Source organism: uncultured Sphingomonas sp., assembly GCF_913776855.1.
Classification (GTDB): Bacteria; Pseudomonadota; Alphaproteobacteria; order Sphingomonadales; family Sphingomonadaceae; genus Sphingomonas.
Map to the genome: position 1 here is coordinate 33,062 of NZ_CAJYQD010000031.1, position 25,122 is coordinate 58,183.

Annotated in this window: 26 protein-coding genes; 5 read left to right on the forward strand and 21 right to left on the reverse strand. The window is 66.8% G+C overall.

What is annotated here, in order from left to right:
* Positions 1-54: 54 nt before the first annotated feature.
* The gene (gene ssb / locus QZ755_RS08230) at positions 55-618 is read right to left on the reverse strand and encodes a single-stranded DNA-binding protein (RefSeq protein WP_294321782.1); all 564 of its coding nucleotides are present in this window, start codon (positions 616-618) and stop codon (positions 55-57) included.
* Positions 619-718: 100 nt separating this feature from the next.
* On the opposite strand from ssb, the gene QZ755_RS08235 reads away from it, so the two are divergent.
* Positions 719-895, forward strand: a complete 177-nt coding sequence (locus QZ755_RS08235; protein ID WP_294321783.1) for a DUF4169 family protein — start codon at positions 719-721, stop codon at positions 893-895.
* Between the two features lie 44 nt (positions 896-939).
* On the opposite strand, the gene QZ755_RS08240 is transcribed toward QZ755_RS08235, so the two are convergent.
* The 3 genes from QZ755_RS08240 to QZ755_RS08250 form a co-directional block, all read right to left on the reverse strand.
* On the reverse strand, positions 940-2,793 hold the full coding sequence (locus tag QZ755_RS08240; protein WP_294321785.1) for a ferrous iron transporter B: 1,854 nt from the start codon (positions 2,791-2,793) through the stop codon (positions 940-942).
* 12 nt (positions 2,794-2,805) lie between these two features.
* A complete protein-coding gene (locus tag QZ755_RS08245; RefSeq protein WP_294321787.1) occupies positions 2,806-3,063 on the reverse strand; it encodes a FeoA family protein in 258 nt (85 codons plus the stop codon).
* A 63-nt stretch (positions 3,064-3,126) separates the two neighbouring features.
* Positions 3,127-3,810 (reverse strand): COQ9 family protein, encoded by a 684-nt coding sequence (locus QZ755_RS08250; protein ID WP_294321869.1) that lies wholly within the window; start codon positions 3,808-3,810, stop codon positions 3,127-3,129.
* A 101-nt stretch (positions 3,811-3,911) separates the two neighbouring features.
* On the opposite strand from QZ755_RS08250, the gene QZ755_RS08255 reads away from it, so the two are divergent.
* Both QZ755_RS08255 and QZ755_RS08260 read left to right on the forward strand, forming a co-directional pair.
* Positions 3,912-4,160 carry a glutaredoxin domain-containing protein gene (locus QZ755_RS08255; RefSeq protein WP_294321789.1) on the forward strand — a complete coding sequence of 83 codons (249 nt, stop codon included), beginning with the start codon at positions 3,912-3,914 and terminating at the stop codon, positions 4,158-4,160.
* A gap of 109 nt (positions 4,161-4,269) precedes the next feature.
* Positions 4,270-5,460, forward strand: a complete 1,191-nt coding sequence (locus QZ755_RS08260; RefSeq protein WP_294321791.1) for an amino acid aminotransferase — start codon at positions 4,270-4,272, stop codon at positions 5,458-5,460.
* Positions 5,461-5,463: 3 nt separating this feature from the next.
* Here the strand turns inward: QZ755_RS08260 and QZ755_RS08265 are convergent, their stop codons facing one another.
* Positions 5,464-6,336 (reverse strand): DMT family transporter, encoded by an 873-nt coding sequence (locus QZ755_RS08265; RefSeq protein ID WP_294321793.1) that lies wholly within the window; start codon positions 6,334-6,336, stop codon positions 5,464-5,466.
* Positions 6,337-6,434: 98 nt separating this feature from the next.
* On the opposite strand from QZ755_RS08265, the gene QZ755_RS08270 reads away from it, so the two are divergent.
* Positions 6,435-7,523, forward strand: coding sequence for an alkene reductase (locus QZ755_RS08270; RefSeq protein WP_294321795.1), 1,089 nt, complete (start codon positions 6,435-6,437; stop codon positions 7,521-7,523).
* 32 nt (positions 7,524-7,555) lie between these two features.
* On the opposite strand, the gene QZ755_RS08275 is transcribed toward QZ755_RS08270, so the two are convergent.
* From QZ755_RS08275 to QZ755_RS08295, 5 genes are all read right to left on the reverse strand, one after another.
* Entirely contained in the window at positions 7,556-8,254 is a 699-nt protein-coding gene (locus QZ755_RS08275; RefSeq protein WP_294321797.1) for a DUF2807 domain-containing protein, read from the reverse strand.
* A gap of 103 nt (positions 8,255-8,357) precedes the next feature.
* On the reverse strand, positions 8,358-8,891 hold the full coding sequence (locus tag QZ755_RS08280; RefSeq protein WP_294321799.1) for a CarD family transcriptional regulator: 534 nt from the start codon (positions 8,889-8,891) through the stop codon (positions 8,358-8,360).
* A 238-nt stretch (positions 8,892-9,129) separates the two neighbouring features.
* On the reverse strand, positions 9,130-9,468 hold the full coding sequence (fdxA, locus tag QZ755_RS08285; protein ID WP_055757295.1) for a ferredoxin FdxA: 339 nt from the start codon (positions 9,466-9,468) through the stop codon (positions 9,130-9,132).
* Positions 9,469-9,506: 38 nt separating this feature from the next.
* The gene (locus QZ755_RS08290; protein WP_294321801.1) at positions 9,507-9,830 is read right to left on the reverse strand and encodes a S4 domain-containing protein; all 324 of its coding nucleotides are present in this window, start codon (positions 9,828-9,830) and stop codon (positions 9,507-9,509) included.
* Positions 9,830-12,337, reverse strand: a complete 2,508-nt coding sequence (locus QZ755_RS08295) for a helicase-related protein (protein ID WP_294321804.1) — start codon at positions 12,335-12,337, stop codon at positions 9,830-9,832. The genes QZ755_RS08290 and QZ755_RS08295 overlap by 1 nt, the downstream gene beginning before the upstream one ends.
* Positions 12,338-12,533: 196 nt before the next feature.
* Here QZ755_RS08295 and QZ755_RS08300 point away from each other — a divergent pair, with 196 nt between their 5' ends.
* Positions 12,534-13,991, forward strand: coding sequence for a M23 family metallopeptidase (locus tag QZ755_RS08300; protein WP_294321805.1), 1,458 nt, complete (start codon positions 12,534-12,536; stop codon positions 13,989-13,991).
* An 85-nt stretch (positions 13,992-14,076) separates the two neighbouring features.
* Here the strand turns inward: QZ755_RS08300 and QZ755_RS08305 are convergent, their stop codons facing one another.
* The 11 genes from QZ755_RS08305 to hemE form a co-directional block, all read right to left on the reverse strand.
* A complete protein-coding gene (locus QZ755_RS08305) occupies positions 14,077-15,723 on the reverse strand; it encodes a DUF87 domain-containing protein (RefSeq protein ID WP_294321807.1) in 1,647 nt (548 codons plus the stop codon).
* A 43-nt stretch (positions 15,724-15,766) separates the two neighbouring features.
* A complete protein-coding gene (locus QZ755_RS08310; protein ID WP_294321809.1) occupies positions 15,767-16,693 on the reverse strand; it encodes a ParB/RepB/Spo0J family partition protein in 927 nt (308 codons plus the stop codon).
* Positions 16,690-17,469, reverse strand: coding sequence for a ParA family protein (locus QZ755_RS08315; RefSeq protein WP_294321811.1), 780 nt, complete (start codon positions 17,467-17,469; stop codon positions 16,690-16,692). The genes QZ755_RS08310 and QZ755_RS08315 overlap by 4 nt, the downstream gene beginning before the upstream one ends.
* Entirely contained in the window at positions 17,466-18,086 is a 621-nt protein-coding gene (rsmG, locus tag QZ755_RS08320; protein WP_294321813.1) for a 16S rRNA (guanine(527)-N(7))-methyltransferase RsmG, read from the reverse strand. The genes QZ755_RS08315 and rsmG overlap by 4 nt, the downstream gene beginning before the upstream one ends.
* Positions 18,083-19,909 (reverse strand): tRNA uridine-5-carboxymethylaminomethyl(34) synthesis enzyme MnmG, encoded by a 1,827-nt coding sequence (gene mnmG, locus QZ755_RS08325; protein ID WP_294321815.1) that lies wholly within the window; start codon positions 19,907-19,909, stop codon positions 18,083-18,085. Before mnmG ends, rsmG begins: the two co-directional genes overlap by 4 nt.
* Before the next feature lie 25 nt (positions 19,910-19,934).
* Positions 19,935-21,224 (reverse strand): tRNA uridine-5-carboxymethylaminomethyl(34) synthesis GTPase MnmE, encoded by a 1,290-nt coding sequence (gene mnmE / locus QZ755_RS08330; RefSeq protein ID WP_294321817.1) that lies wholly within the window; start codon positions 21,222-21,224, stop codon positions 19,935-19,937.
* The gene (locus tag QZ755_RS08335) at positions 21,217-21,447 is read right to left on the reverse strand and encodes a DUF6489 family protein (protein ID WP_066692592.1); all 231 of its coding nucleotides are present in this window, start codon (positions 21,445-21,447) and stop codon (positions 21,217-21,219) included. The genes mnmE and QZ755_RS08335 overlap by 8 nt, the downstream gene beginning before the upstream one ends.
* 265 nt (positions 21,448-21,712) lie before the next feature.
* Positions 21,713-22,969, reverse strand: a complete 1,257-nt coding sequence (rho, locus tag QZ755_RS08340; RefSeq protein WP_056457730.1) for a transcription termination factor Rho — start codon at positions 22,967-22,969, stop codon at positions 21,713-21,715.
* A 147-nt stretch (positions 22,970-23,116) separates the two neighbouring features.
* A complete protein-coding gene (locus QZ755_RS08345; protein ID WP_294321821.1) occupies positions 23,117-23,452 on the reverse strand; it encodes a hypothetical protein in 336 nt (111 codons plus the stop codon).
* 13 nt (positions 23,453-23,465) lie between these two features.
* Positions 23,466-23,921: a CopD family protein gene (locus QZ755_RS08350; protein ID WP_294321823.1), complete on the reverse strand. Its 456-nt coding sequence runs from the start codon at positions 23,919-23,921 to the stop codon at positions 23,466-23,468.
* On the reverse strand, positions 23,918-24,934 hold the full coding sequence (gene hemE, locus QZ755_RS08355; RefSeq protein ID WP_294321824.1) for a uroporphyrinogen decarboxylase: 1,017 nt from the start codon (positions 24,932-24,934) through the stop codon (positions 23,918-23,920). The genes QZ755_RS08350 and hemE overlap by 4 nt, the downstream gene beginning before the upstream one ends.
* Between the last annotated feature and the right edge of the window lie 188 nt (positions 24,935-25,122).

Sequence of the window (25,122 nt, forward strand, 5' to 3'; positions counted from 1 at the left end):
CCGCCTTCCCATCGGAAAGCGGGCCGTTTTCGTGTCGGCGATGGTGGACGGCGATCAGAACGGAACGTCGTCGTCCAGATCGTCGCCGAAGCCGCCACCCGAACCGCCGCCGAAATTGCCGCCCTTGTTGCCGCCGGAGTTGAATCCGCCGCCGCTGCCGCCGCGCGAACCGCCACCGTAGCCGCCGCCCGAACCGCCGCCGAAATCATCGCCGCCGCCGAAGTCGCCACCGCCGCGGCTGCCACCGCCGCCCCCCTGGCCGCCGCCCGGACCGTCGAGCATCGTCAGCACGCTGTTGAAGCCCTGCAGCACGATTTCGGTGCTGTACTTGTCCTGGCCCTGCTGGTCCTGCCACTTCCGCGTCTGCAGTTGGCCCTCGATATAGACTTTCGACCCCTTGCGCAGGAAACGCTCGGCGACGTTGGCGAGGCCTTCGTTGAAGATCGCGACCGAATGCCATTCGGTCTTTTCCTTGCGCTCGCCGCTGTTGCGGTCCTTCCACGATTCCGACGTGGCGATGCGCAGGTTCACGACCTTGCCGCCATTCTGGAACGACCGCGATTCCGGATCGCGACCCAGATTGCCCACGAGGATGACTTTATTGACGCTGCCGGCCATGGCGCAGTTCTCCGAGAAAGATACAGCCCGGCTTCCTATGCCACCGGGCGGCGCGACGCCAGTGGTTGCCGAAACGGGAGGCAGGGTTCAGTGTACCGGGATGGGTGACGTCATCAACCTCAACCGCTTTCGCAAGGCGCGCGACAAGGCCGCCAGGGCGCAGGACGCCGACGCCAATCGCCGCAAGTTCGGCCGGACGAAGGCGGAGAAGGCGGTCGAGGACAGCGAGGAAGCGCGGCGCAAGGCGCTGCTCGACGGGGCGAAGCGGGAGGAATAGGCGATCTCCCCTACCTCTCAAGGAGGGGAGCAATCGAGCAAAACCTACCCCAGCCCGAACGCCACCGCCGTCCAATAGGTCGCCCCCGCCGCGACATAGGCCAGCGCGAAGAGATACCCGATCATCACCAGCGGCCATTTCCAGCCATTGGTCTCTCGCCGGGCGACCGCGATCGTCGACAGGCATTGTGGCGCGAACACGAACCACGCAAGGAACGCGAGCGCGGTAGCGAGGCTCCAGCGACCGCGCAGCCGCCCGCCCAGTTCCTGCGCACCCTGTTCTTCATCCGCCGCATCGATCGCATAGACGGTCTGCAGCGCCGACACGGCGACCTCGCGCGCGGCCATCGCCGGGATCACCGCCAGCGACATTTCATGGTTGAAGCCGATCGGCCGCAGCACGACCTCCAGCCCCGACGCGATCCGCCCGGCGATCGAATATTCGGATTGCTTCACGCCCGCCGGCGCGACCGGATAGGAGGTCAGCAGCCACAGGGCGACGGTCACCTGAAGGATGATCGTACCGGCGCGGCGCAGGAACACATAGGCACGCTGCCACAGCCCGATCGCGATATCGCGGATCGAGGGCAGCTGATAGCGCGGCATTTCCATCAGGAACCCGCCGCCCACCCCCTTGGTCGCGGTCCGGCGCAGCACGAACGCGGCGATCACTGCGCCCAGGATGCCGGTCAGGTACAGCACCAGCAGCACCAGCCCTTGCAAGCCGACGCCGGGCAAGACCGTCCGTGCCGGAATGAATGCGCCGATAATCACGGCATAGACCGGCAGGCGTGCCGAACAGGTCATCAGCGGCGCGATCAGGATCGTGGTCAGCCGTTCCTTGGGATCGTCGATCGACCGCGTCGCCATGATGCCGGGGATGGCGCAGGCGAACGACGACAGCAGCGGGATGAACGCGCGGCCCGACAGGCCGACTCCGCTCATCAACCGGTCCATCAGGAACGCGGCCCGCACCATATAGCCCGATGCTTCCAGCAGCAGGATGAACAGGAACAGGATCAAAATCTGCGGCAGGAACACCACGACCGATCCGACGCCGTTGATGACGCCCTGCACCAGCAGGTCGCGCAGGAACCCCGGCGGCAGGGCGGCGGTTGCCTGATCGGCCAGCCACGCCTGCAATCCCTCGATCCAGCCGATCGGTGCTTCGGACCAGCTGAACACCGCCTGGAACATCACGAACAGGATCGCGAGCAGCAGGATCGGCCCGACCACCGGATGCAGCGCCACCCGGTCCAACCCGCGCGTGACGGCGCGCATCCGCGGCTGTTCGACGGTCGCGGCGCGGGAGATGCGGCGCGCCTCGCGCTGGAAATGGCGGATGTCGGATTCGACCGATTCGACCGGCACCGTGCCCGGTGCGGCGGCAAGAATGTCAGCCAGGGCGACACGGAGTTCGTCCAGCCCGCGCTTGCGCACCGCGACGGTGGCCACGACCGGCAGGCCGAGTTCGGCGGACAGGGTGCCCAGGTCGATCTGCAACCCGTCGCGCGTCGCCATGTCGATCATGTTCAGCGCCAGCACCATCGGCCGCCCCAGTGATTTCAGCTGGAGGACGAAGCGCAGGTGATTGTCGAGATTGGTGGCGTCGGCGACGACGATCAGCGCGTCGGGCACCCGCTCCCCCACCTGCCGTCCCAGCACCACGTCGCGGGTGACCGCTTCGTCGGGGCTGGAGGGATCGAGGCTGTAGGTGCCGGGCAGGTCGACCAGTTCGATCGGCCGTCCGTCGTCGAGCGCGAGGCGCCCCGAATGGCGCTCCACAGTCACGCCCGGATAATTGCCGACCTTCTGCCGCGCACCGGTCAGCGCATTGAACAGCGCCGTCTTGCCGGCATTGGGATTGCCGACCAGCGCGACCAGAGGTGCAGCGTTCACGTGAAGGTGCCGTCAGCCCGCCATCGGCGCGACGCGGATCGCGCCAGCGACATGCGCGCGCAGCGCAACCGTCATCCGCCCGATGCGGCAGGCCAGCGGCCCGCCCGACAGCATCGCGCGATGCAGCAGTTCGATGTCGACCCCCTCATCAAGGCCGAATTCGCGCAGGCGACGCGCTTCCCCTGGCGACATGCCCTCCCAATCGATCGATGCGACCGTCGCCCGGCAGGTGCGGGGCAGCTGGGTAAGGTGCAGATTGGGCGACAACATTGCGACTAATTAGCAATAAGCCCCGGCCAAGGGAAGCGGATTCTTTGCCCGATGCGCACGGCGTCAGACCGCCGGGTAGCGCAACCGCCCGATGAATCGCGACAGGCTCAATCGCCGTTCGGGATCGCGCGACGACAGGATACGGCCCTTCAGCTTTTCGAAGCGCATGATCCCGTCGATCCGCCGCGCCAGAAAGGCACGCGTGTCGGCATGGCCGCCGCTTTCGTCGTCGAGGAACACCGCGATGGTGCTGCCGTACACCGCCCCCAGCATCGCCCGCTTGGTATAATGGTTGTAATCGGTCGCGCTATCGCCCGCCAACCGCCACATCAGGTCGACCGTTCGCCAGCCGAGCTTCGTCGCCCGCGCGACATTCTGCGGCATCGCCAGGATCGCCAGCGCACGACGCAGCGCTTCCCGTTCACCCGCGACCGCCGCCAGCCGCGCCTCGACCAATGCGGTGATCCGTTCGCGAATCTTCATCGCGGCCAGTGCGTCCGCGCTTACCGTCTCGATCATCCGGCGATCGACCTCGGCGAACCACGCATCGATCATCTCGACCGCCCCGCCCGAAAAGGCGAGCCGCGCGACATCGGCATCCGCGCCGAACGTCTGCGCGGCAGCCTCCACCGCCTTGTCGTTCCAGCCGTCGAACGCGGCATTGGCGGCGACCAGCGGCGCGAGCGCGACACGCAATTCGTCGAGCGTCAGGTCGGCAGGTGCCAGCGGGGCCATCGCATCGTCCATCATGGTCCCTAGCTAGGGCGCGTACAACCAAACGGCAACGGCGGAACCCCCGCCCGCGCGATACGCTATGCCTGCGCTATCCCGTGACAAGAGGAACTCCCATGGCCGACCCCCGCAACGCGACGCTCTATCGCATGGTCCTGCCCGACCATATCTGCCCGTTCGGGGTGAAGGCGAAGCAGCTGCTGCAATCGGCCGACTTCACGGTCGACGACCGCATCCTGCGCAGCCGCGAGGAGGTGGACGCGTTCAAGGCGGAACAGGGCGTCGACACCACGCCGCAGGTCTTCATCGATGGCAAGCGGATCGGGGGCAGCGACGATCTGGAGCGTTACCTGGCGGACATGTGATCGAACCGACACGGCGACAGCATTCCTTTCCCGGAGATAGGATTTCCCCTGCCCCTGGCCGAACCGATCGGCCTATAGGCGGGCATTCACGCCGTCTCCGGGAGTTTCCATGCCGTTCCGTTCGCTGGTCGCCCAGCCCGCCGATTCCCTGCTTCGCCTGATCGGGGCGTTCCGGGCCGATCCTCGAGCGCACAAGATCGACCTGGGTGTCGGCGTCTTTCGCGACGATCATGGCCATACCCCGGTGATGCAGGCGGTGAAGCAGGCCGAAATGCGCCTGATCGCGACGCAGGACAGCAAGGCCTATCTGGGGCCGGAGGGCGACAAGGGCTTTGTCGCTTTGCTCGAACCGCTGGTGTTCGGAAACGGCTTCCCGGCCGATCGTCGCTGCGGGTTGCAGACGCCGGGCGGTACCGGCGCATTGCGGCTGGGTGCGGAACTGCTGGCGAAGGCCGGTGTGCGCCGCATCCTGGTCGGGCAGCCGAGCTGGGCCAACCATGCGCCGGTCTTTGCCGCGGCCGGGATCGTCGTCGTACCCCATGCCATGTTCGACATGGCGGCGCAGACCATCGACCTGCCCGCGATCCGCGCGGCGATCGGCCAGGCGGAGGCGGGCGACGCCATCCTGCTGCACGGCTGCTGCCACAACCCGACCGGGATCGATCCGACCCCGGCGGAATGGCGGGCGATCGCCGATGCCATCGCCGACAGCCGCCTGGTCCCGTTCGTCGACCTCGCCTATCAGGGGCTGGGCGACGACATGGATACCGACGCCGCCGGCACGCGCACCGTGCTGGATGCGGTGCCGTTCGCGATTGTCGCCTATTCGTGCGACAAGAATTTCGGGCTGTATCGCGAACGCACCGGCGCGCTGTGGGCGACTGCTCCCGACGCTGAAGCACGCGACATCGTGCTGTCGAACCTGCTGGCGCTGGCCCGCGCCAACTGGTCGATGCCGCCCGATCATGGCGCGGCGGCGGTGCGGATCGTGCTGGAGAACGAACAGCTTGCCGCCGACTGGCGCGGCGAACTGGATGCGCTGCGTACCCGGTTGCAGGGGCTGCGCGCCGAACTGGCGGCGCTGGGCCAGTGCGGATCGGTCGATCTCGCCCCGCTGGCCCGCGGCAAGGGCATGTTCGCCACGCTGCCGCTGAATCCGGCGCAGATCGAATGGCTGCGCGCGACGCACGGCATCTACATGGCCGGGTCTGGCCGGATCAACATTGCCGGCTTCGCACCGGGCGATATCGCCCGCTTCGGCGAGGCGCTGGTCGATCTGGGCCGCGCCGGCGTCGCCTGATCGCTATCTGTCGGGGGTACGGCGCGCGCTGACGATGACCAGCGCCGCCGCCACCAGCACCCCGCCCACCGCATCCATCGGCCCCAGCCGCTCGCCATAGGCCAGCCAGCCGATCGTCGCGCCGACCAGCGGCTGGACCAGCAGCGCAAGGCCGACGACCAGCGGGCTGAGGTGGCCCAGCGCATAGATCATCAAGCCCTGCCCCGCGATCTGGCTGACCAGCGCCAGCGCGAACAGCGGCCCCCATCGTTCCGGCAGGATCGTCTCGCCCAACGCGAGCGCGAACAACAGCAGCGGCACCACACCGGCGACACTCGACAAGGCGAGCGCGGGCAGCGGTGCCATCGTCCGCCGCACGCCGCGCATCGCGATGAAATAGACCGCGTACAGGACCCCGGCGAGCAGGCAGAACAGGTCGCCTGCCAGATGCCGCGACGATAATTCGGCGGACCGGCCCAGCAGCAGCATACCCCCCACTGCGGCCAGCAGCAGCGCCAGACCCTGCGCACGGGTCGGCCAGCGGCGCATGGCAATGAAGCCGTACAGCGGAAAGATCAGTACCGCGCAGTTCCCGAACAAGGTGGCGTTGGCTAGCGTCGTCCGACGGATACCGATGTGCCACGATCCCAGATCGACGGCGAAGGCGAGGCCGCCTACCAGCAACGGCAACCACAGGGTCCGGGTGGGCAGCATTCCCCGCCGGTCGGTCCACGCCGCCGCAGCGAGCAGCACCGGCAGCGCCAGTGCGATCCGCCAGAAACCGGCGGCCACCGGCCCGGTATCGGCCAGCCGGACGAACCATGGTCCGAATGCCAGCGCGATATTGGCGATAATGACGGCAACGATCGCGCTGCGCGGCGTTCTTGGGGGCGGCATAATATTTGTTTCAGACGATACCGGCTGCATGGGGCCTCCTACCGCCCTATCTTTCCGGCGTCGCCTGCATTTCCCCATGGCACAGGAGTTTTCATTTTATGCCCAGTCTGTTCGACCCCATCACGCTGGGGGATATCCAGGCACCGAACCGCGTATTGATGGCCCCGCTGACCCGCGGGCGCGGCACGCGGGAGCATGTGCCGACCGCGATCATGGCGGACTATTATGCGCAGCGCGCCTCTGCCGGCCTGCTCATTTCCGAAGGCACCGGAATCAGCCGCGAAGGGCTGGGCTGGCCGTTTGCGCCAGGCCTGTGGACCGACGAGCAGGTAGAGGCATGGAAGCCCGTAACCGCCGCCGTCCATGCCGCCGGCGGACGGATCGTGACCCAGTTGTGGCATATGGGCCGGGTCGTTCACCCCGATTATCTGGGTGGTGCCGCGCCGCTGTCGTCGTCGGCAACCACCGCGCCGGGCAAGGCGCACACCTATGACGGCAAGAAGCCGTATGAGCAGGCCCGCGCCGCGACGCTGGACGACATTGCCCGCGTCCTCGACGATTATTCGCTGGCCGCACGCAATGCCAAGGCTGCCGGCTTTGATGGGGTGCAGCTGCACGCCGCCAATGGCTATCTGATCGACCAGTTCCTGCGCGACGGCGCAAACCAGCGCGACGATGATTATGGCGGCAGCCCGGAAAACCGCATCCGCCTGCTGGGCGAGGTCGTCGACCGGCTGATCGCCGAAGTCGGTGCCGGGCGTACCTCGGTCCGCTTCTCGCCCAATGGCGATACGCAGGGCGTGATCGACAGCGATCCGGCATCGGTGTTCGTGCCGGCTGCGAAGTTGCTGTCGGACAAGGGGATCGGCTTCCTCGAACTGCGCGAACCCGGCCCCGACGGCACGTTCGGCAGCGCGACGCAACCGCGCGTCTCGCCCGACATCCGCAAGGTCTTTGCCGGGCCGCTGGTCCTCAACCAGGACTATGACGGCGCAAAGGCACAGGCCGAACTGGATGGCGGGGTCGCCGACGCGATCGCCTTTGGCCGGCCGTTCCTTGCCAATCCCGACCTGCCGCATCGGCTGGAACGGGGGGCCACGCTCACGAAGGACGAGATGGCCACGTGGTACTCGCACGGGGCCGAAGGCTATACCGACTATCCGACGCTGGAACGCGAACCGGCCTGATCGGGCGCGGATAGCCGGTGGCCCCGCCCCGGCTATCCGCAGCGGATCGTGGCGCTCCCCTGCGTCCGGCAGCGCGGCGTGCCGTCGACGGTTACCATGCCGGACCCTTGGGCATTGACCTCGGCGGTGTAGCGCGCACGATAATGGCCGGTGCCGGTCCCTTGGGACTGTACCAGCAGTGCATCGATCGACAGCGCGGCCGCATCCACCGTGCCGGGACCGTTGATCAGGAACTGTGCATCCCCGCCGCGCCCCGCCAGCATCAGCCGCCCCGACCCGATCAGCATCGCATCGATCCGCCCGGCATCGATCGCCCCGACCTCGATCGATCCGTCGCCGGTCAGCGACAGGTCGACCTGCGCCCCGACCATCCGCTCGACCCGCACCCGTGCCGGCCCTCTTAGCGCGATGCCCTTCAGCCGATCGTTGGTCAGCTCGACCACAAGCGGTTCGATCGATGCCGCGTCGGGGCGGCCGCGATCGTCGCGCGCCGGGGCGACGATCAGCGTCTGCCCCTCGACCCGGACATCCACCGCGTCCAGTGCGCGCGACGCACCCGTCACCCGCCCGCCGATCGCCGATCCCGCCGCCACGCGGACGGTGAACGGGCCGTCGACCTGCACCCGGTCGAACCCGGTCAGCATCAGCCGGCGCTCCGCCTCCTGCGCAGGAGGCGTCGGTGCGGCAGCGGCCGGGGCGAGCAGGACGGTGGCGAGCAGCGAAGCGATCATCCGCCCTGCATCCCGCGTCCCCGCGCCCCTGACAAGTCGCCGCACGAAAAAGGGGCGACCGTTGCCGGCCGCCCCGTTCATTCGGTCCAGATCGTTCGCCCGATCAGGCGGCGGTCTTTTCCTTGTTATAGATCGCCGCAGCATCGCGCAGGATCTCGATGATCCGCTCCAGTGCCTTCGGCTCGTCGACCTGCTCCATCGCCGCCAGTTCGCGGGCGAGGCGGCTGGCCGCCGCTTCGAAAATCTGGCGTTCGGAATAGCTCTGCTCGGGCTGGTAGTCGGCACGGAACAGGTCGCGGACCACTTCGGCGATTGACACTAGGTCGCCCGAATTGATCTTCGCTTCATATTCCTGGGCGCGGCGCGACCACATGGTGCGCTTGACCTTGGGCTTGCCCTTCAGCGTTTCCATCGCCTCGCGCATCGTCTTGTCCGACGACAGCTTGCGCATCCCGACGCTTTCCGCCTTGTTGGTCGGAACGCGCAGGGTCATGCGTTCCTTTTCGAAGCGCAGCACATAGAGTTCGAGCTGCATTCCAGCGATCTCACTGCGCTGGAGTTCAATCACACGGCCAACACCGTGCTTGGGGTACACGACATAATCGCCGACATCGAAGGACAATGCCTTGGCAGCCATTGGTAACCTTTCCGTGGTCGCCGTCCCGAAAACATCGATTCCTGCCAGCGCTGGGGTTCGGCGGCGGCAGGTTGGCGACGTGGGACGTTGCTAAAGGTGATCTCCGGGCGGGGCATGAAACTGCCGCCGTCACACGCGATTATAGCAGCCCGGCAACAAAATTACCAGCGCAAAGCCGAACGGCCGGAACCGCTGGTGCGGCCCGGCCCTTGTTTCACGTGGAACGTGGTCGGATCGATCAGTCGCCCGCGCCTGGTTCGGCCGAGAAATGCTCGATCTTGTTCTCGACACCCTTCCACTTGTCGGCATCGGGCGGGGTCTGGTTGGCGTTGCGGGTGACGTTGGGCCACTGCGCCGAATAGGTGTTGTTCAGCTCCAGCCACTGTTCCAGCCCGCTTTCGGTGTCGGGCAGGATCGCTTCGGCCGGGCATTCCGGTTCGCACACGCCGCAGTCGATGCACTCGCTCGGGTTGATGACGAGCATATTCTCGCCTTCATAGAAGCAGTCGACCGGACACACCTCGACGCAGTCCATATATTTGCAGCGGATGCAGGCGTCGGTGACGACGTAGGTCATGGGTCCGTCCAAACTCCGAGAAATCGATCGCACCCGCGTTATGACGGGTCGTCGCCCCCGTCAACGGGGCCGGACCCACTCGGTTCCAGCAGCGTATAGAGCAATTGCGCCTCGGCAGGCGGTCCGCGACGGATCGGCAGCGCCTCCACCCGCAGGATATGCACGCGGCTTCCTTGCGGAAACGCGATGACCATGCCGATGCGAACCGGGCAGTGTGCTCGTTCGATCCGACGACCGTCGATACGCAGCGTCCCCTTCTCCGCAATCGCCTGTGCTGCGCTGCGGGTCTTGGCAAAGCGCGCATACCACAGGAACAGGTCGAGCCGCAGGTGCGGCACGGGTTCCGGCGCGCGCGCCGCCATCAGCGCTCGAAGCCCAGGTCGGCGAGCGCGGCAAAGGCATTGCCCGGCCGCGCCACCGGTCGCGGCATCTGCACCGCCGCCCGCCGCCGCGCAGGCGCCCACCGCCAGTGCGGTACATCGCCCACCGGCGCACTCTGGCGAAAGCCCAGCTTCGCCATCAGCCGCGTAATCGTCTCCGCCTTCAACCCCATCGATACCGCCAGCGCCGGATCGGGGGCGAACGGGGCGTGCCCATTGCGCGCGTCATGCGCCGCCTGTGCCAGTCGTTCGATCAGGTCGACGCGCACCGCCTGCGGTCCGAAACGGCGGAACCCCCACGCCCCCTGCCCGACCGGCAATACCGTCGCGCCGGTCGGTGCCAGCGCTTCGACCGGATGGCCATCGCGCGCCGCCAGCAATGCCGCCCGCCACCGCGCCGCGGCGGGCTTGAACAGCCGCGCATCGAACAGGTCGAGCGCACCGATCACCACGCCTGCCTTGCGCAGCCGCCGCCGGTCGTCGCCGGTCAGGGGAAGCAGCATCGCGTCGAATCCGTCGCGCGGGGCGATCCCGCCGACCTCGGTCAACGCCGCCGCGACCGCGCGCAACGCACCGCTCGCCGCCGGATCGCGCGCCAGTGCCGCCAATGCGCCGAGCGTCGGTGCGCGCCGGGCCACGTCGCCCTGTACCCACCCCGCCAACCGCTCGCGCACCTCGCCCTGCGCCGCCCGGTCGAGGACGTGCAGGCTGCGGTCGAGCGTCACCACCGGCCGGTCGAGCGTCGTACCGCCGGTCAGTGTCGCGACGACCAGACCGTTCCACCAAATCTCCGGCACGGTACCCGGCTCGGCCGCCAGCGCCAGTTCGGTATCCGCCGCTGCGATCAGCTCGGCGCCGCGCGTGCGCAACTCGCTCGCCAGCCCTTTTTCCGCCGCCGCGATCAACAACCGCTTGTCGGCGACGCGCGTGTCGGACGAAACTTCGAACCGGAACCCGGTCAGCCTGCCCAACGCATGGCCATCGACGCTGACCGCACCATCGGCGGCGACATCGACCGGCAGGTCCGCCGCCCCCGCCCCGATCCGCCGCAACAGCACCGTCGTCCGCTGATCGACGAAGCGCTGGCGCAGCCGGTCGTGGAGTGCATCGGACAGCTTTTCCTCGACACCCCGCGTGCGCGCCGCCCAATGTTCGGGATCGAGCAGCCAGTCGGCACGGTGGGCGATATAGGCCCAGCTGCGCGCCGCCGCGATCCGACCGGCGATCGTTTCGACATCGCCGTTCATCTGGTCCAGCCGTTGCAATTCGTCGGCGAACCATTGGTGCGGGATATGCCCCGCCCCCTCGCTCAAATGGCTGAAGACGCGCCCGACGAACCGGCTGTGCGGGTCCGGTCCCAGCTTGCGGAAATCGGGCAGGCCACAAGCCGACCAGAGCCGCCGCACCATCATCGGCGACCGCGTGCGCGTACGAACCCAATCCTCCTCGGCCAGCCGCTTGAGGACGATCAGGTCGATCGCTTCCGGCGCGGCGGTCAGCACCGGATGGCTCGGCCGCTGTTCCAGGCTTTCGATCAGCGCGTCGATGCTCGAGAAATCCGGCTCGCCGCTACGCCAGTAGAGTCGCTCCAGCGGCGGGACATGATGCCCCTCGATCGCCAGCAGCTCCTCCGGCGTGAAGGCGTTCGGCCCTTCCTCGACCAGCGCGCCGAACGTGCCGTCGCGATGGTGCCGCCCGGCACGGCCGGCGATCTGGGCCATTTCGGCAACGGTCAGGCGCCGCTGCCGCCGCCCGTCGAACTTGCGCAGCGAAGCAAAGGCGACATGCGCGACGTCGAGGTTCAGCCCCATGCCGATCGCATCGGTCGCGACCAGGTAATCGACCTCCCCCGACTGGAACATTGCGACCTGTGCGTTGCGGGTGCGTGGGCTCAGCGCCCCCATCACCACCGCAGCCCCGCCGCGCATCCGGCGGATCGCCTCGGCAACCGCATAGACCTCTTCGGACGAGAAGGCGACGATCGCCGACCGCTTCGGCAGGCGCGACAGTTTGCGCGCGCCGGCGTAGCTGAGCGTCGAAAAGCGCGGACGCGAGATGATTTCCGCATCCTTCACCAGCGCGCGGACCATGGGCTTGAGCGAATCCGACCCAAGGATCATCGTCTCCTCGCGCCCCCGCGCGCGCAGCAGCCGGTCGGTGAAGACATGGCCGCGTTCCGGGTCGGCGCCCAACTGTGCCTCGTCCAGCGCGACAAACGCCGTCTCGCGCTCCAACGGCATCGATTCGGCGGTACACAGGAACCAGCGTGCCTTGGGCGGGATGATGCGTTCCTCGCCCGTCACCAGCGCGACATTCTCCACGCCCTTCATCGCGACGACGCGGTCGTAATTCTCACGCGCCAGCAGCCGCAACGGGAAACCGATCATCCCGGAGGCATGACCGCACATCCGCTCGATCGCGAGATAGGTCTTGCCGGTATTGGTCGGCCCCAGCACTGCCGTGACCGGGCTACGCGCGAACTGGCTCATCGGATGCAACATCGGGGCTGGCGGGTCCGGGTGCAACGGGTTTCGCGGGTTCCCTGAAAGGTTTCGCCCGGTCGCAGCCATGCCACGCCCTGTCGCACGCTCTTGCGTGCCTCGTGTGGTTCATTTGACTTTAAATATTTGGCTTCACAGGGGGAGGAGACTGGGCCGGGTCGGGCGGCCATCATGGGGGCTGGGCGTGTTCCTGCGCACCGATCACGGACTGGAACTGGCGGGCGGCACCAGCGCATTGCGCTTCGGGCGCGCCCCGGTCCTTTCCGCGCCTGCCCGCGCTGCCGCGTGGCGTGGCCAGATCGAATCGTTCGACTGGACCCCCGACCTTGGCGCCGCGATCGGATCGCGCGACTGGTGGCGGGGGCTGGCCACCTGTACCGCGCTGTGCGCCGGCGTTTGGGCACTGTCGCCGTCATGGGATCGCCCGATCCTGAGCGCGGTTCCCGCTCCCCTCGATGGCACTGCACTCGACGAGGCGCGCAGCCTGTCGTTCGGCGCCAGCGCGCTGGGCGGGACCAGCGGAATGCGGCTCGCCGCCACGTCGCGGGTCGTCCCGCTTGCCAACACCCCCGAACGTCCGATCGTCGAAGCGACGGCGACACTGGGCAGCGGGATCGCCAGCGCGCTCGAACGCACCGGTGTCGGCGCGGCGGAGGCACGGCAGGTCGCGGCGATGGTCGCCAGCCGGGTCGATCCGGCGGAACTGGCCCCCGGTACCCGGCTCGACATCACGCTTGGCCGTCGCGACACCCCGTCGCAGCCACGACCGCTTGAACACCTCGCCTTTCGCGCAAGGTTCGATCTCGCGCTCGCCGTCGTCCGCGACGGCGGGACGCTGCGCCTTGACGCAAAGCCGATCGCGATCGACCATACTCCGCTGCGCATTCGGGGCCGGGTCGGTGCCAGCCTGTACCGTGCCGCCCGCGCCGCCGGCGCACCGGCCAAGGCGGTCGAAACCTATATCCGCACCGTCTCCGGCCTCGTCCCCATGGGTCAGGTCGGGCAGGACGACGGCTTCGACCTGATCGTCGAACAGGCACGCGCCGCCACCGGCGAGGTGCAACTCGGCCAGCTGCTCTACGCCGGGCTAAACGGGCGCCGGGATGTCCGGCTGGTCCGCTGGCAGGACGGCAGCCGCACCGAATGGCTCGATCCCAAGGGCGTGGGCGAACGCAAGGGCACGATGATGTGGCCGGTGGCGGCGCGCATTTCCTCGAATTTCGGCTGGCGCGTCCATCCCGTGCTGGGCTTTCGCCGGTTGCACAAGGGCATGGACTTCGCCGCCGCCTATGGCAGCCCGATCCGTGCCACCACCGATGGCCGCGTGGTCAGCGCCGGGTGGCACGGCGGCTATGGCAACTTCGTAAAGCTCGACCATGGCGGCGGCCTGGCCACCGGCTATGGCCATATGAGTCGGATCATCGTCGGCGCAGGGAACCGCGTGTCGAAGGGGCAGGTCATCGGCTATGTCGGCTCGACCGGCCTGTCGACCGGCCCGCATCTGCACTACGAGCTGTGGAAGAACGGCGTGCCGGTCAACCCGCGCTCGGTAGCATTCGCGACGGTGCAGCAATTGCAGGGCGACGAACTGGCCCGTTTCCGCCAGCATGTCGGGCAGTTGATGGGCGTCGCAGCGCGTTAAGGCCGGACCGGACGCCATCCCGGCAACGGCCGGGTTTCCCAAAGTGCCCCCCTCCCCCGACAGCCCGCCGTCGCAGCGGCGTGGGTCAGCGACCCTGGGTGCGCCAGCGGCGGATGGTGCGGTCGACCATCGCGTCCTCGCCGCCCTCCTGCTGCCACATCTCGGTAAAGGATGGCGAGGTGGAGGCCGGGCAGCGCGACGCTTCGAGCATGTCGAACGACACCCGGATCGGTGTTGCGACCCCTTCGCCGACGATGATGCATTCGCGATTGCGCAGCGCAGGAATCGCATCGAGAAACCCGCGCGCATCCTCCGGCATCGCTGCACGGACAAAGGCCTGATCGCGTTCGTTGTTCAACCGCATCGTCAGGATGGTGCCGCATTGCGACAGCACCCCTTCGGCCAGATCGGACGGGCGCTGGGTAATGAGGCCCAGCGACACGCCATATTTGCGGCCTTCCTTGGCGATGCGGCTGAGAATGCCGGCCGCCGACGATCCCGATCCGGCCCGCTCGTTCGGGACGTAGCGATGCGCTTCCTCGCACACCAGCAGCACCGGCTTGGGCATTTCCCCGCGTGACCAGATCGCAAAGTCGAACACTAGTCGCGACAGGACGGCGACCACGACCGACGTAATTTCCGATGGCACCCCCGACACGTCGACGATCGAGATCGGCTTGCCTTGCGCCGGCAGGCGGAACACCCGTTTCAGGAAACCGGCCATCGTGTCGGCAACCAACATGCCCGAAAACATGAAGGCGTAGCGTGGGTCCGCGCGAATTTCCTCCAGCCGCGCCTTCAACCGCAGATAGGGTGCGTTGTCGCTGCCCCGATCCATCCGGGTCATCTCGGCCTGCAGGATCGCGGTCAGGTCGGACAGGAGGTACGGGACCGGCGCATCGACAGTCAGGCGCGGAATCTCCTGCGCCAGCCGGCTCTTGGCCTTCGCCGCCAGGATACAGCGTCCCAGAATATCCGCTTCGACCTGTCGCGCCGATCCTTCGGACGTCAGCAGGATGTCGCAATGTTCGTGAAAGTTCAGCAGCCAATAGGGCAGTTGCAGGTTGGACGCGTCGAGCAGTTCGCCCTTGTCCGCAAATGCCGTGGCATATTCGCCATGCGGATCGATCACGACGACATGGCCATGGGGGCTGAAGTCGCAGATCCGGTGCAGGATCAGCGCAGCGGACGTCGATTTGCCGGTACCGGTCGATCCGACCAGCGCGAAATGCTTGCCGAGCAGCGGATCGACATACAGTGCCGCCCTGAGGTCGGGCGCCATATGGACGGTACCGATCGTGATGTGCGGACGATCCTGCATCGCATAGATGTGGCGCAACGCGTCGCGCGAAACCGGATGGACCGGCGATCCCGGCAACGGATAGCGCGTGACGCCGCGGCGGAACCCGCGCATCCCCTGTCCCGGTTCCGGCTCATAGCCCTCACCCATCAGGTCGACTTCGGCGATCAGGTTCGACCCGTCATCGGCCAGTCGGGTCGACCGGATGCTGGCCACGACCCAGGTCCGACCGATCTGCAGCTTGACCAGTGAACCGACCTGCCCCGCCGGTTCGGCATGGGGTCCCTGCTGCAGCGAAAACGCCGACAGCGCGTCCATGTCGAGCAGCAAGCGGCTCGACGCACCGGAAATGTCGAGCAGAATGCCGATGGCGGGCACGCTGTCGCTCGATCCGGTGCTGGATGCCGCGGTCAGCGGTGGGCGAATCGGCATGTTCATATCCATACCCTGCGCGCCTACCCGTAAATTTTGTGTATCAGATGCGCTCGCCGCTTAACCGTTGGCAAACCATATCGAGCTGGCCGAGTGTCGAATAGCCGATGGTGATCGATCCGCCTTTCTCACCATGGTTGATATGAATCTTCAGCCCCAGCACATCGCCCAGCTGCCGTTCCAGCGCACGTAGATCGGCATCGGTCGCACCATCTTCCCCACCGCCGGCCATCGCCGGATCGCGTGGCGTCCGGGCACGTCTTGGTTCCGGATCGCGGGCCTGCCGTGCCATCCGTTCGGCGTCGCGGACCGACAGCCCCTTTGCCACCACCTTTTCTGCGATCGATTCGGCGCCGGGTACATGGATCAGCGCACGGGCATGGCCCATGCTCAACCGCTGGTCGCCAACCATGTCCTGAATCAGCTTTGGCAGTTCGAGCAGGCGGAGCAGGTTGGTCACATGGCTGCGTGACTTGGCGACCAGATTGGCGAGTGCTTCCTGGGTATGGCCGAATTCATCGATCAGCCGGCGATAGCCCTCGGCTTCCTCGATCGCGGTCAGGTCGCGGCGCTGGATATTCTCCACCAGCGCGATTTCCATCGTCTCGGCATCGGTGAAGTCGCGCACGACCACCGGCACCTCGTGCAGCCGCGCCCGCTGCGCCGCACGCCAGCGCCGTTCGCCGGCGACGATCTGATACCCCTTGCCATGCGGGCGGACCACGATCGGCTGGATCACCCCGCGATGCGAGATCGATTCCGCCAGTTCATCCAGCGCCGATTCATCGAAGAAACGCCGCGGCTGTCCGGGTAGCGGCGACAGTGCGGTGACCGGGAGTTGCCGCACGCCGCTGGGCGGGGTCGATCCGCGCGTGGTCGCCGCCTCGCCATCGGGTTCGCCCAGCAGCGAACTCAATCCCCGGCCAAGCCCCCCCATACGCGGACGCCGCGGTGCCGCCTGTTCGCTCATGCCGCCTCCGCCAGCGAAGGCAGCCGCGCGATCACTTCACGCGCCAGCGCGATATAGGCTTCGGAACCGGCGCAGCGATAATCATAGATCAGCGCGGGCATCCCATGGCTCGGCGCCTCGGACAGGCGAACATTGCGCGGAATGACCGTATCGAACACTACTTTCCCCAATACCGCGCGCACATCGTCCGACACCTGATCGGTCAGCCGGTTGCGCCGGTCGTACATCGTCAACACCACGCCCAGGATCGACAGCCCCGGATTGAACCGTCCGCGGATCCGCTCGACGGTACTCAGCAGCTGGCTCAGGCCCTCCAGCGCAAAGAATTCGCACTGGAGCGGCACCAACAGCGCATGGCTTGCTACCATCGCGTTAATGGTCAGCAATCCCAACGACGGCGGACAATCGATCAGGATCACGTCCCACCGCCCCCCGCTCGCCTCGACCACGCGGTCCAGCCGATGGGTGCGCACGTCGAACTCGATCAATTCGATCTCGGCACCGGACAGGTCGACCGTCGCCGGCACGATCGACAGGCGCGGCACCTTCGTCGCGATCGCCGCCTCGTTCAGCATCAGGTCGCCGACCAGGAGGTCGTAGGTCGAATGTTCGCGGTCGTTGCGACCGATGCCCAGCCCGGTCGACGCATTACCCTGCGGATCGAGGTCGAGGATCAACACCTCCAGCCCGGTTGCGGCGAGCGCCGTACCGACGTTGATCGCCGTGGTGGTCTTGCCGACGCCCCCCTTCTGGTTCGCGATGGCAATGCAAATCATGCTTGGCGCACTCCCCTGGCGACCACGATCGACGATGTCGGATCGGTAATGCTATGTTCCACGTGAAACATTCCACGCCAGTCGGCTTTGGCCTCGACCAGCTCGTCGGCGGCGGAACGTCCCTTCGGCAACACCCATATCGTATCGGGATCGCTATGCCGATGGCCGATCGCAAATAACGCGGCCAATCGCGCTACGGCACGTGCGGTGATGATCGCCGCCGGGCGATCCGCCGGCAATTTCTCGATCTTTGCCTGATGGACGACGACGTTCGCCAGCCCCAGATCCGCCGCCATCTCGCCCAGCAACATCGCGCGTCGCGCACGCGGTTCGACCAGCACCACCCGACGATCGGTCAGGATTGCCGCGACGATGCCGGGGAAGCCCGCGCCCGATCCGATATCGATCCAGTCCCCGGCCCCGGCTGGCTCGGCCAGCGGTACCAGCTGCGCGGAATCGAGCAGATGCCGTTCCCAGATATGATCGATGGTCGATGCCGCGATCAGGTTCTGGTTGGCGGTTTCGGCGACGATCCGCTCGGCAAATTGCGCGAGCAGCGCGGTACGGTCCGCGCCGAACCGCGCCTCGATCCAGTCGCGTGCGTCCTGTTCGCTCATGCCGCCAGCTTCCCACCGCGATAATGCAGCAAGATCGCCACCAGCGCCGCCGGCGTAACCCCCTGGATACGACCCGCCGCCGCCAGCGTTTCCGGCGCGGCCGACGTCAGCCGTTCGACCATCTCGTTCGACAGGCCGGGTACCGCGCCATAGGCAAAGTCGACCGGCAACGCGACATGATCGACCCGCGCCGCCGCGAGTTCGGCCGCCTGGCGTTCCAGATACGGGGCATAGCGCGCATCCTCGATCAACTCGCTCAGCACGTCATCCTGTTGCTCGATCCCCAGATGGCGTGGCGTGACGCCCGGTACCAGCAGCCACTCACCCCCGCTCCGCATATCGGTACCGGTGATCGGCGCGCCCCTGGCCGCCAGCGTATTCGCGACATGTCGCGTCGCCAATGCTTCCGCCAACGTCGCACGCTTCTCGTCCCGTACGGCGTTGAACGCCTGACGCTGCACCGACAGCAATCCGGCCGCAGCACCGATCGCACCAAGGCGGGTCGCGGCATTGTCCGACCGCAACCGCAGTCGATATTCGGCGCGCGCGGTCATCATGCGATAGGGTTCGGATACGCCCTGCAACACCAGGTCGTCGATCATCACGCCGATATAGCTCGACTCGCGCGACAGGATCAGCGGGTCGAGGCCCAGCGCTTCCCCCGCCGCATTGGCGCCGGCGACCAATCCCTGCCCGCCCGCTTCCTCATATCCGGTCGTACCGTTGATCTGCCCGGCGAAATACAGCCCGCCGAGCGCCCGCAGGCCGAGCGTCGCGGACAATGCGCGCGGGTCGATATAGTCATATTCGACGGCATAACCCGGCGTGACGATCTCGACCCGCTCCAGCCCGGCGACGCTGCGCAGCATCGCCAACTGCACATCGGTCGGCAGCGAAGTCGATACCCCGTTGGGATAGACGAGATGCGTATCCAGCCCTTCGGGTTCGAGAAAGATCTGATGTCCGTCACGGTCGCCGAAGCGATGCACCTTGTCCTCGATCGACGGGCAATAACGCGGCCCCCGCCCCTCGATCGATCCGCTGAACAGCGGCGAGCGGTCCAGTCCGGCGCGGATGATGTCGTGCGTTTCCGCCGTCGTGCGCGCAATGGCGCAGGCGAGCTGCGGCAGGCGCCGGGCCGGATCGGACAGCGGCGACATCGTCCACACATCGTCGTCCGACGGTTGCTCGGGCAGCGATGCCCAGTCGATCGTCCGTCCGTTAAGGCGCGGCGGCGTACCGGTCTTCAATCGGGCGATCGGCAACGACAGGTCACGCAGCTGTTGCCCCAACCGCGTCGCCGCGCGTTCGCCGACCCGCCCGCCGATGGCGCGCTCGTCCCCCCGGAACATCGTTCCGCCGAGGAACGTCCCTGTGGCCAGCACAACGGTCCGCGCATCGATCCGGCTGCCATCGGCCAGTTCGACCCCGGTTACTCGATCACCCGCCGTCGTCAGCGCCACGGTATCGCCGCCCAGTACGGTCAGCTTCGGATGCGCCAGCAGCGACCGCACCGCCGCCGCATAGCGAACGCGATCCGCCTGAACCCGCGGTCCCTGCACCGCCGACCCCTTCGACCGGTTGAGCATCCGATGGTGGATCGCCGCAGCATCCGCCGCCCGCGCCATCAGCCCGTCGAGCGCATCGATCTCGCGAACGATATGACCCTTGCCCAAGCCCCCGATCGCGGGGTTGCACGACATCGCGCCGATCCGACCGGGGTCGAAATCGATCAGCAGCGTGGTCGCGCCGCGCCGTACCGCTGCCGCGGCTGCTTCGGTACCGGCATGGCCGCCACCGACGATCACTACATCATAGGTCATGCTGTTCGTGGTTCCACGTGGAACATTATTTGCCGATACAGAAGCGACCGAACAGATCGTCGAGAACCGCCTCGGTCGCGCGCATCCCGGTCAATGCCGCGAATGCCTGCACCGCATAGCGCAATTCCTCGGCCAGCAACAGCGGATCGTCCTGCCTTGCGGCACGTCCTAGCGCGGCGGCAGCGGTACCCGCATGATGCGCCTGGCGTCGGTTGAGCGACAGTTCATCCACCTTCGGCAACAGCGACGCCGCTTCCTGACCCAGTGCGCTCCAGACCGCTGCCATTCCCGCTCCCGTCGCCGCCGACACCGCGATCCGTTCGCGAGCATGATCTGCCGGGCGTATGTCCGACCGTGGATAGACCGCGACGATCCGATCGGTCCGTGGCGGCGCTTCGTCACCCAGCCACAACACCACATCCGCTGCCGCGATCGATCCGGTCGCCCGGTCGATGCCGATCCGCTCGATCGGATCGTCGCTATCGTCGCGCAGTCCAGCGGTATCGAGGAACAGCCACGCCACCCCGTCGCGCGTCACCGGAATCTCGATCACATCGCGCGTCGTCCCCGCCACCGGTGAAACGATCGCTGCGTCCCGTCCGACCAGCGCGTTGAGCAGGGTAGACTTGCCCGCATTGGGCGGCCCGGCCAGCACCACGCGGATACCGTCGCGCAATCGCTCGACGGGCGGGACGGCCAGCACAGCGCCGATCACGTGCGCCAGTTCGTCCGCCTGTACCCGAACCCCGGCCAGCACGTCGTTGCCCACATCCACATCGTCTTCGTCGGCATGGTCCAGCACCGCCTCTACCACCGCCGACAATCGCGTCGCGGTCGCGGTCCATTCCGCCACTGCCCGCCGCAACCGGCCGTCGCTGTTGGCCAATGCCATCTGTCGCTGCGCCTCGGTCTCGGCCGACAACAGGTCACCCAGCCCCTCCGCTTCGGTCAGGTCGATACGGCCATGCGCCAGCGCACGCCTGGTGAACTCCCCCGGTTCGGCAGCGCGCAGTCCGGGCAGCCTCGCCAGCGCACGTTCGACACTCGCTACGACCGCACGGCCACCATGCAGGTGCAGCTCGACCAGATCCTCGCCGGTCGCCGTCGCCGGTCCGGGAAACACCAGCACCAGTGCCCGATCGAGCAACCGGTTATCCACAGGATCGCGCAACGCCCGCACGGCGGCACGGCGCGGTGGGGGCAGGCTTCCCGCCAACCGGGTCGCGGCGTCCAGCGCCCCCGCGCCCGACAACCGCAGCACGGCGATGGCGGCGGGCGGACGCCCGCTCGACACCGCAAAGATCGTGTCAGCCACCACGGCCCGCCGTCTCGAACATCTTGCGCCAGAAGGTCATGCCGGCCTCGCCCATCGGCGCCCAGCTCTTCATCATCTGGTCCAGCAATTCGGGGCTGGCCCCCTTTTCCATTGTCTCGGTCAGCATCGCGACATAGCGTTCATGGACCGGCGTGAAATCAGGCAGGCCCATCGCGCGGCGCGCTTCCTCCGGCGTGCAATCGACTTCGACGTTGATCTTCATGGGTGGTTTCCCCTGTGGTTCGCCGGGCACGATAGGGAGAAAAGTGGCGGATGGCGATAAGCGCGCGGGTTTTGCCGCCCTGTGGCCGAAGTTATCCACAGCCTTGTGAACAGGATGGATACGACACCGCCCGCCTCTCCGGGTGGGAAAGACGGGCGGTTTGTTTGGGGTAGACGCGGGCGAAGCCCGCGTCGTCGGTCGGGGCGTTGCCCCGCCGGCCGGATCGATGAGACTCCTGCGACGGCACGTCGCAGGGCGCATTCGATCACTGGTTCATGCTGTCGAAGAAGTCCTCGTTGGTCTTCGAATTCTTCATCTTGTCGAGCAGGAACTCCATCGCGTCGATCGTGCCCATCTGCATCAGGATGCGGCGCAGGACCCACATCTTGCTGAGCTTGGTCTTGTCGACCAGCAGCTCTTCCTTGCGGGTACCCGACTTGCCCACGTCCAGCGCCGGGAAGATGCGCTTGTCGGCGACCTTGCGGTCGAGGACGATTTCGGAGTTGCCGGTGCCCTTGAACTCTTCGAAGATCACCTCGTCCATGCGGCTGCCGGTATCGATCAGCGCGGTGGCGATGATCGACAGCGAGCCGCCCTCCTCGATATTGCGCGCCGCACCGAAGAAGCGCTTCGGCCGCTGCAATGCGTTCGCATCGACACCGCCGGTCAGCACCTTGCCCGACGACGGCACGACCGTGTTGTAGGCACGGCCCAGACGCGTGATGCTGTCGAGCAGGATCACGACGTCCTTCTTGTGTTCGACCAGCCGCTTGGCCTTCTCGATCACCATTTCGGCGACCTGGACGTGACGCTGCGCCGGTTCGTCGAAGGTCGAGGAGACGACCTCGCCCTTCACGCTACGCTGCATGTCGGTCACTTCTTCGGGGCGTTCGTCGATCAGCAGGACGATCAGGAACACTTCGGGGTGATTGTCGGTGATCGCCTTCGCCATGTTCTGCAACATGACGGTCTTGCCGACGCGCGGCGGGGCGACGATCAGCGTGCGCTGGCCTTTGCCCTGCGGCGACACGATGTCGATCACCCGCGCCGACTTGTCCTTGACCGTCGGGTCCAGCTGGTCGAGCGTCAGCTTCTGTTCGGGATAGAGCGGCGTCAGATTATCGAAATTGACCCGGTGGCGAACCGCATCGGGATCGTCGAAATTGACCGAAACCAGCTTGCTGAGCGCGAAATAGCGTTCGCCGTCCTTGGGCGCGCGAACTTCGCCCTCGACCGTATCGCCGGTACGCAGGCCATGTTTGCGCACCTGGTTCGGCGAGACATAGATATCGTCCGGCCCGGCAAGGTAATTCGCCTCGGGGCTGCGCAGGAAACCGAAACCGTCCTGCAGCACTTCGATCGTGCCGACGCCCATGATCTGTTCGCCATTCTCGGCACGTGCCTTCAGGATGGCGAACATCAGGTCCTGCTTGCGCATGGTCGACGCGCCTTCGACGCCCAGCTCCTCGGCCATCGAGACCAGGTCGGCGGGCGCGTGTTTCTTTAAGTCTTTGAGATGCATCGGGGGGTGGTCCAGATCAGCGATGGAGAGGCAAGGTCGGCAAGGAAAAGCGGACACAAGCGGCTGGGACGGGCGCACCGAGGACCGGGCACCGCTGTGGTTCGACCTATGCCCCGCCCTTGCCCAAGTCAAGCAGAGGCAGGCAGGTTACTCGACGGTTTCGACGCGCAGGGCTGCCGGATCGATCGCTGCAAAGGTCCGCGCCTGCTGCAACAGGCGGGTTGCGCATCCGGTGCGGATGGCGTCGGTCTGCGCCTTGGTCGACGGCGTTTTCCGCAACTTATCCACAGCTTCCGGAATGTCGGTCATGGGCGCAGCCCCCTGAATACGCCCGACAAAATACATCATTGCGGCAGTGATCGGCCCGCGTTCACCCTCACCTGCCGCCTCCAGCTGTTGCGACAGGATGGCGGTGCAGCGCAGATCGTCGTCGACGCTGGCGACCGGCACCGCCGCCTGGATCAATGCCACTGCGATCCACATCGCTGTTCCCCCTTCAGAACGGCTTGACCACCGCCAGCACGACCGCCGCGATCGCCGCCAGCGCCGGCAGTTCGTTTGCCAGCCGCAGCTGCTTCGAGGTCAGCGTCGGCCGCCCCGCCGCGAGCTTCTTCGCATAGCCGACCGCCCAACCGTGATAGCCGCTCAGCAGCAGCACGACGAACAGCTTGGCGTGCAGCCAACCCAGCCCTGCGCCCCGGTCGAACAACCCGACATTGGCCGCAAGCAACAGACCCAATACCCACACGATCACCATCGCTGGGGTCAGGATCATCCGCCGCAGCAACGTCTCGCGCTTGATCCAGCGCGGCGGCTCGGCCGGGTCGGACAGCCCCTCCTGATGGTGGACCAAATAGCGCGGCAGCATGAACAGCCCGGCCATCCAGAAGATGACGAACACGATATGTGCCGCCTTTATCCACAGATACGCCCCGCCCAGAAATCCGCTCATGCCCGTCGCACCCGTGCGACCAGTCGTTCGACATGCGCGATCGGCGTGTCCTGCTGGATGCCGTGTCCCAGGTTGAAGACGTGCGGGCGATCGGCAAAGGCGGCCAGCACCCGGTCGACCCCGGCGTCGAGCGCCTCGCCCCCGGCGATCAGCAGCAACGGATCGAGATTGCCCTGCACCGGCAAGCCTGTGGGTAACTGCGCATGTGCCCACACCGGATCGACCGTTTCGTCCAACCCGATCGCATCGACCGTCGTTTCACGCGCATAGGCAGCGAGCTTGCCGCCCGCCCCCTTCGGAAAGCCGATGATCGGCACGTCGCAACGTGCGCGCAATCCTTCGACGATGGCGACGGTCGGCGCGATGACCCAGCGTTCGAACTCGGCCGGGGCCAGGCTGCCCGACCAGCTGTCGAACAGCTGCACCGCCTCCACCCCCGCCGCGACTTGTCCGGCCAGATATTCGATCGTCACGCGCACGATGCGGTCGATCAGTTCCTGCACCGCCGCCGGATCGCCATAGGCCATGCGCCGGGCCTCGGCCTGCTCGCGGCTACCCTTGCCCGCGATCATGTAGGTGGCGACCGTCCATGGCGATCCGGCGAACCCCAGGAACGTCGTCGTCGGGGGCAGTGCCGCTGCGACGCCCCGTACCGTTGCATAGACCGGGTCGAGGATCGTCATATCGGGCCGCAGAGCCTCGATAGCGGCTCGTGTGCGGAGTTCGGGTGCCAGACGAGGCCCCTCGCCCGCTTCGAACCACAACCGCTGTCCCAGCGCGTTGGGGACCATCAGGATGTCGCTGAACAGGATCGCCCCGTCGAACGCAAATCGGCGCAGCGGTTGCAGCGTGACTTCGGTCGCGGCTTCGGGATCGTTGACCAGATCGAGGAAGCCGCCCTTCTCCGCCCGCAGAGCACGATATTCGGGGAGATAGCGTCCCGCCTGTCGCATGAGCCAGAGCGGCGGGACGACGGGCTTCTGACGGCCAAGCACGGTGAGAAGCGGTTTCATGGGGACAGAACCGGTCAGCGTCGTCGCTCCTTCTACTATTAAAATAGAATCTAAAGAGGTGGTTGAAGGCAGTTGGGCCGTGGATAGCGGGGCTTATGGTGGATTACCCGAAATGCCAACAGATTGACCGCCGGAGAGTCGCTTGAATCCATCGATTCCCGCTCGGCCATCCACACTATCCACAGGCT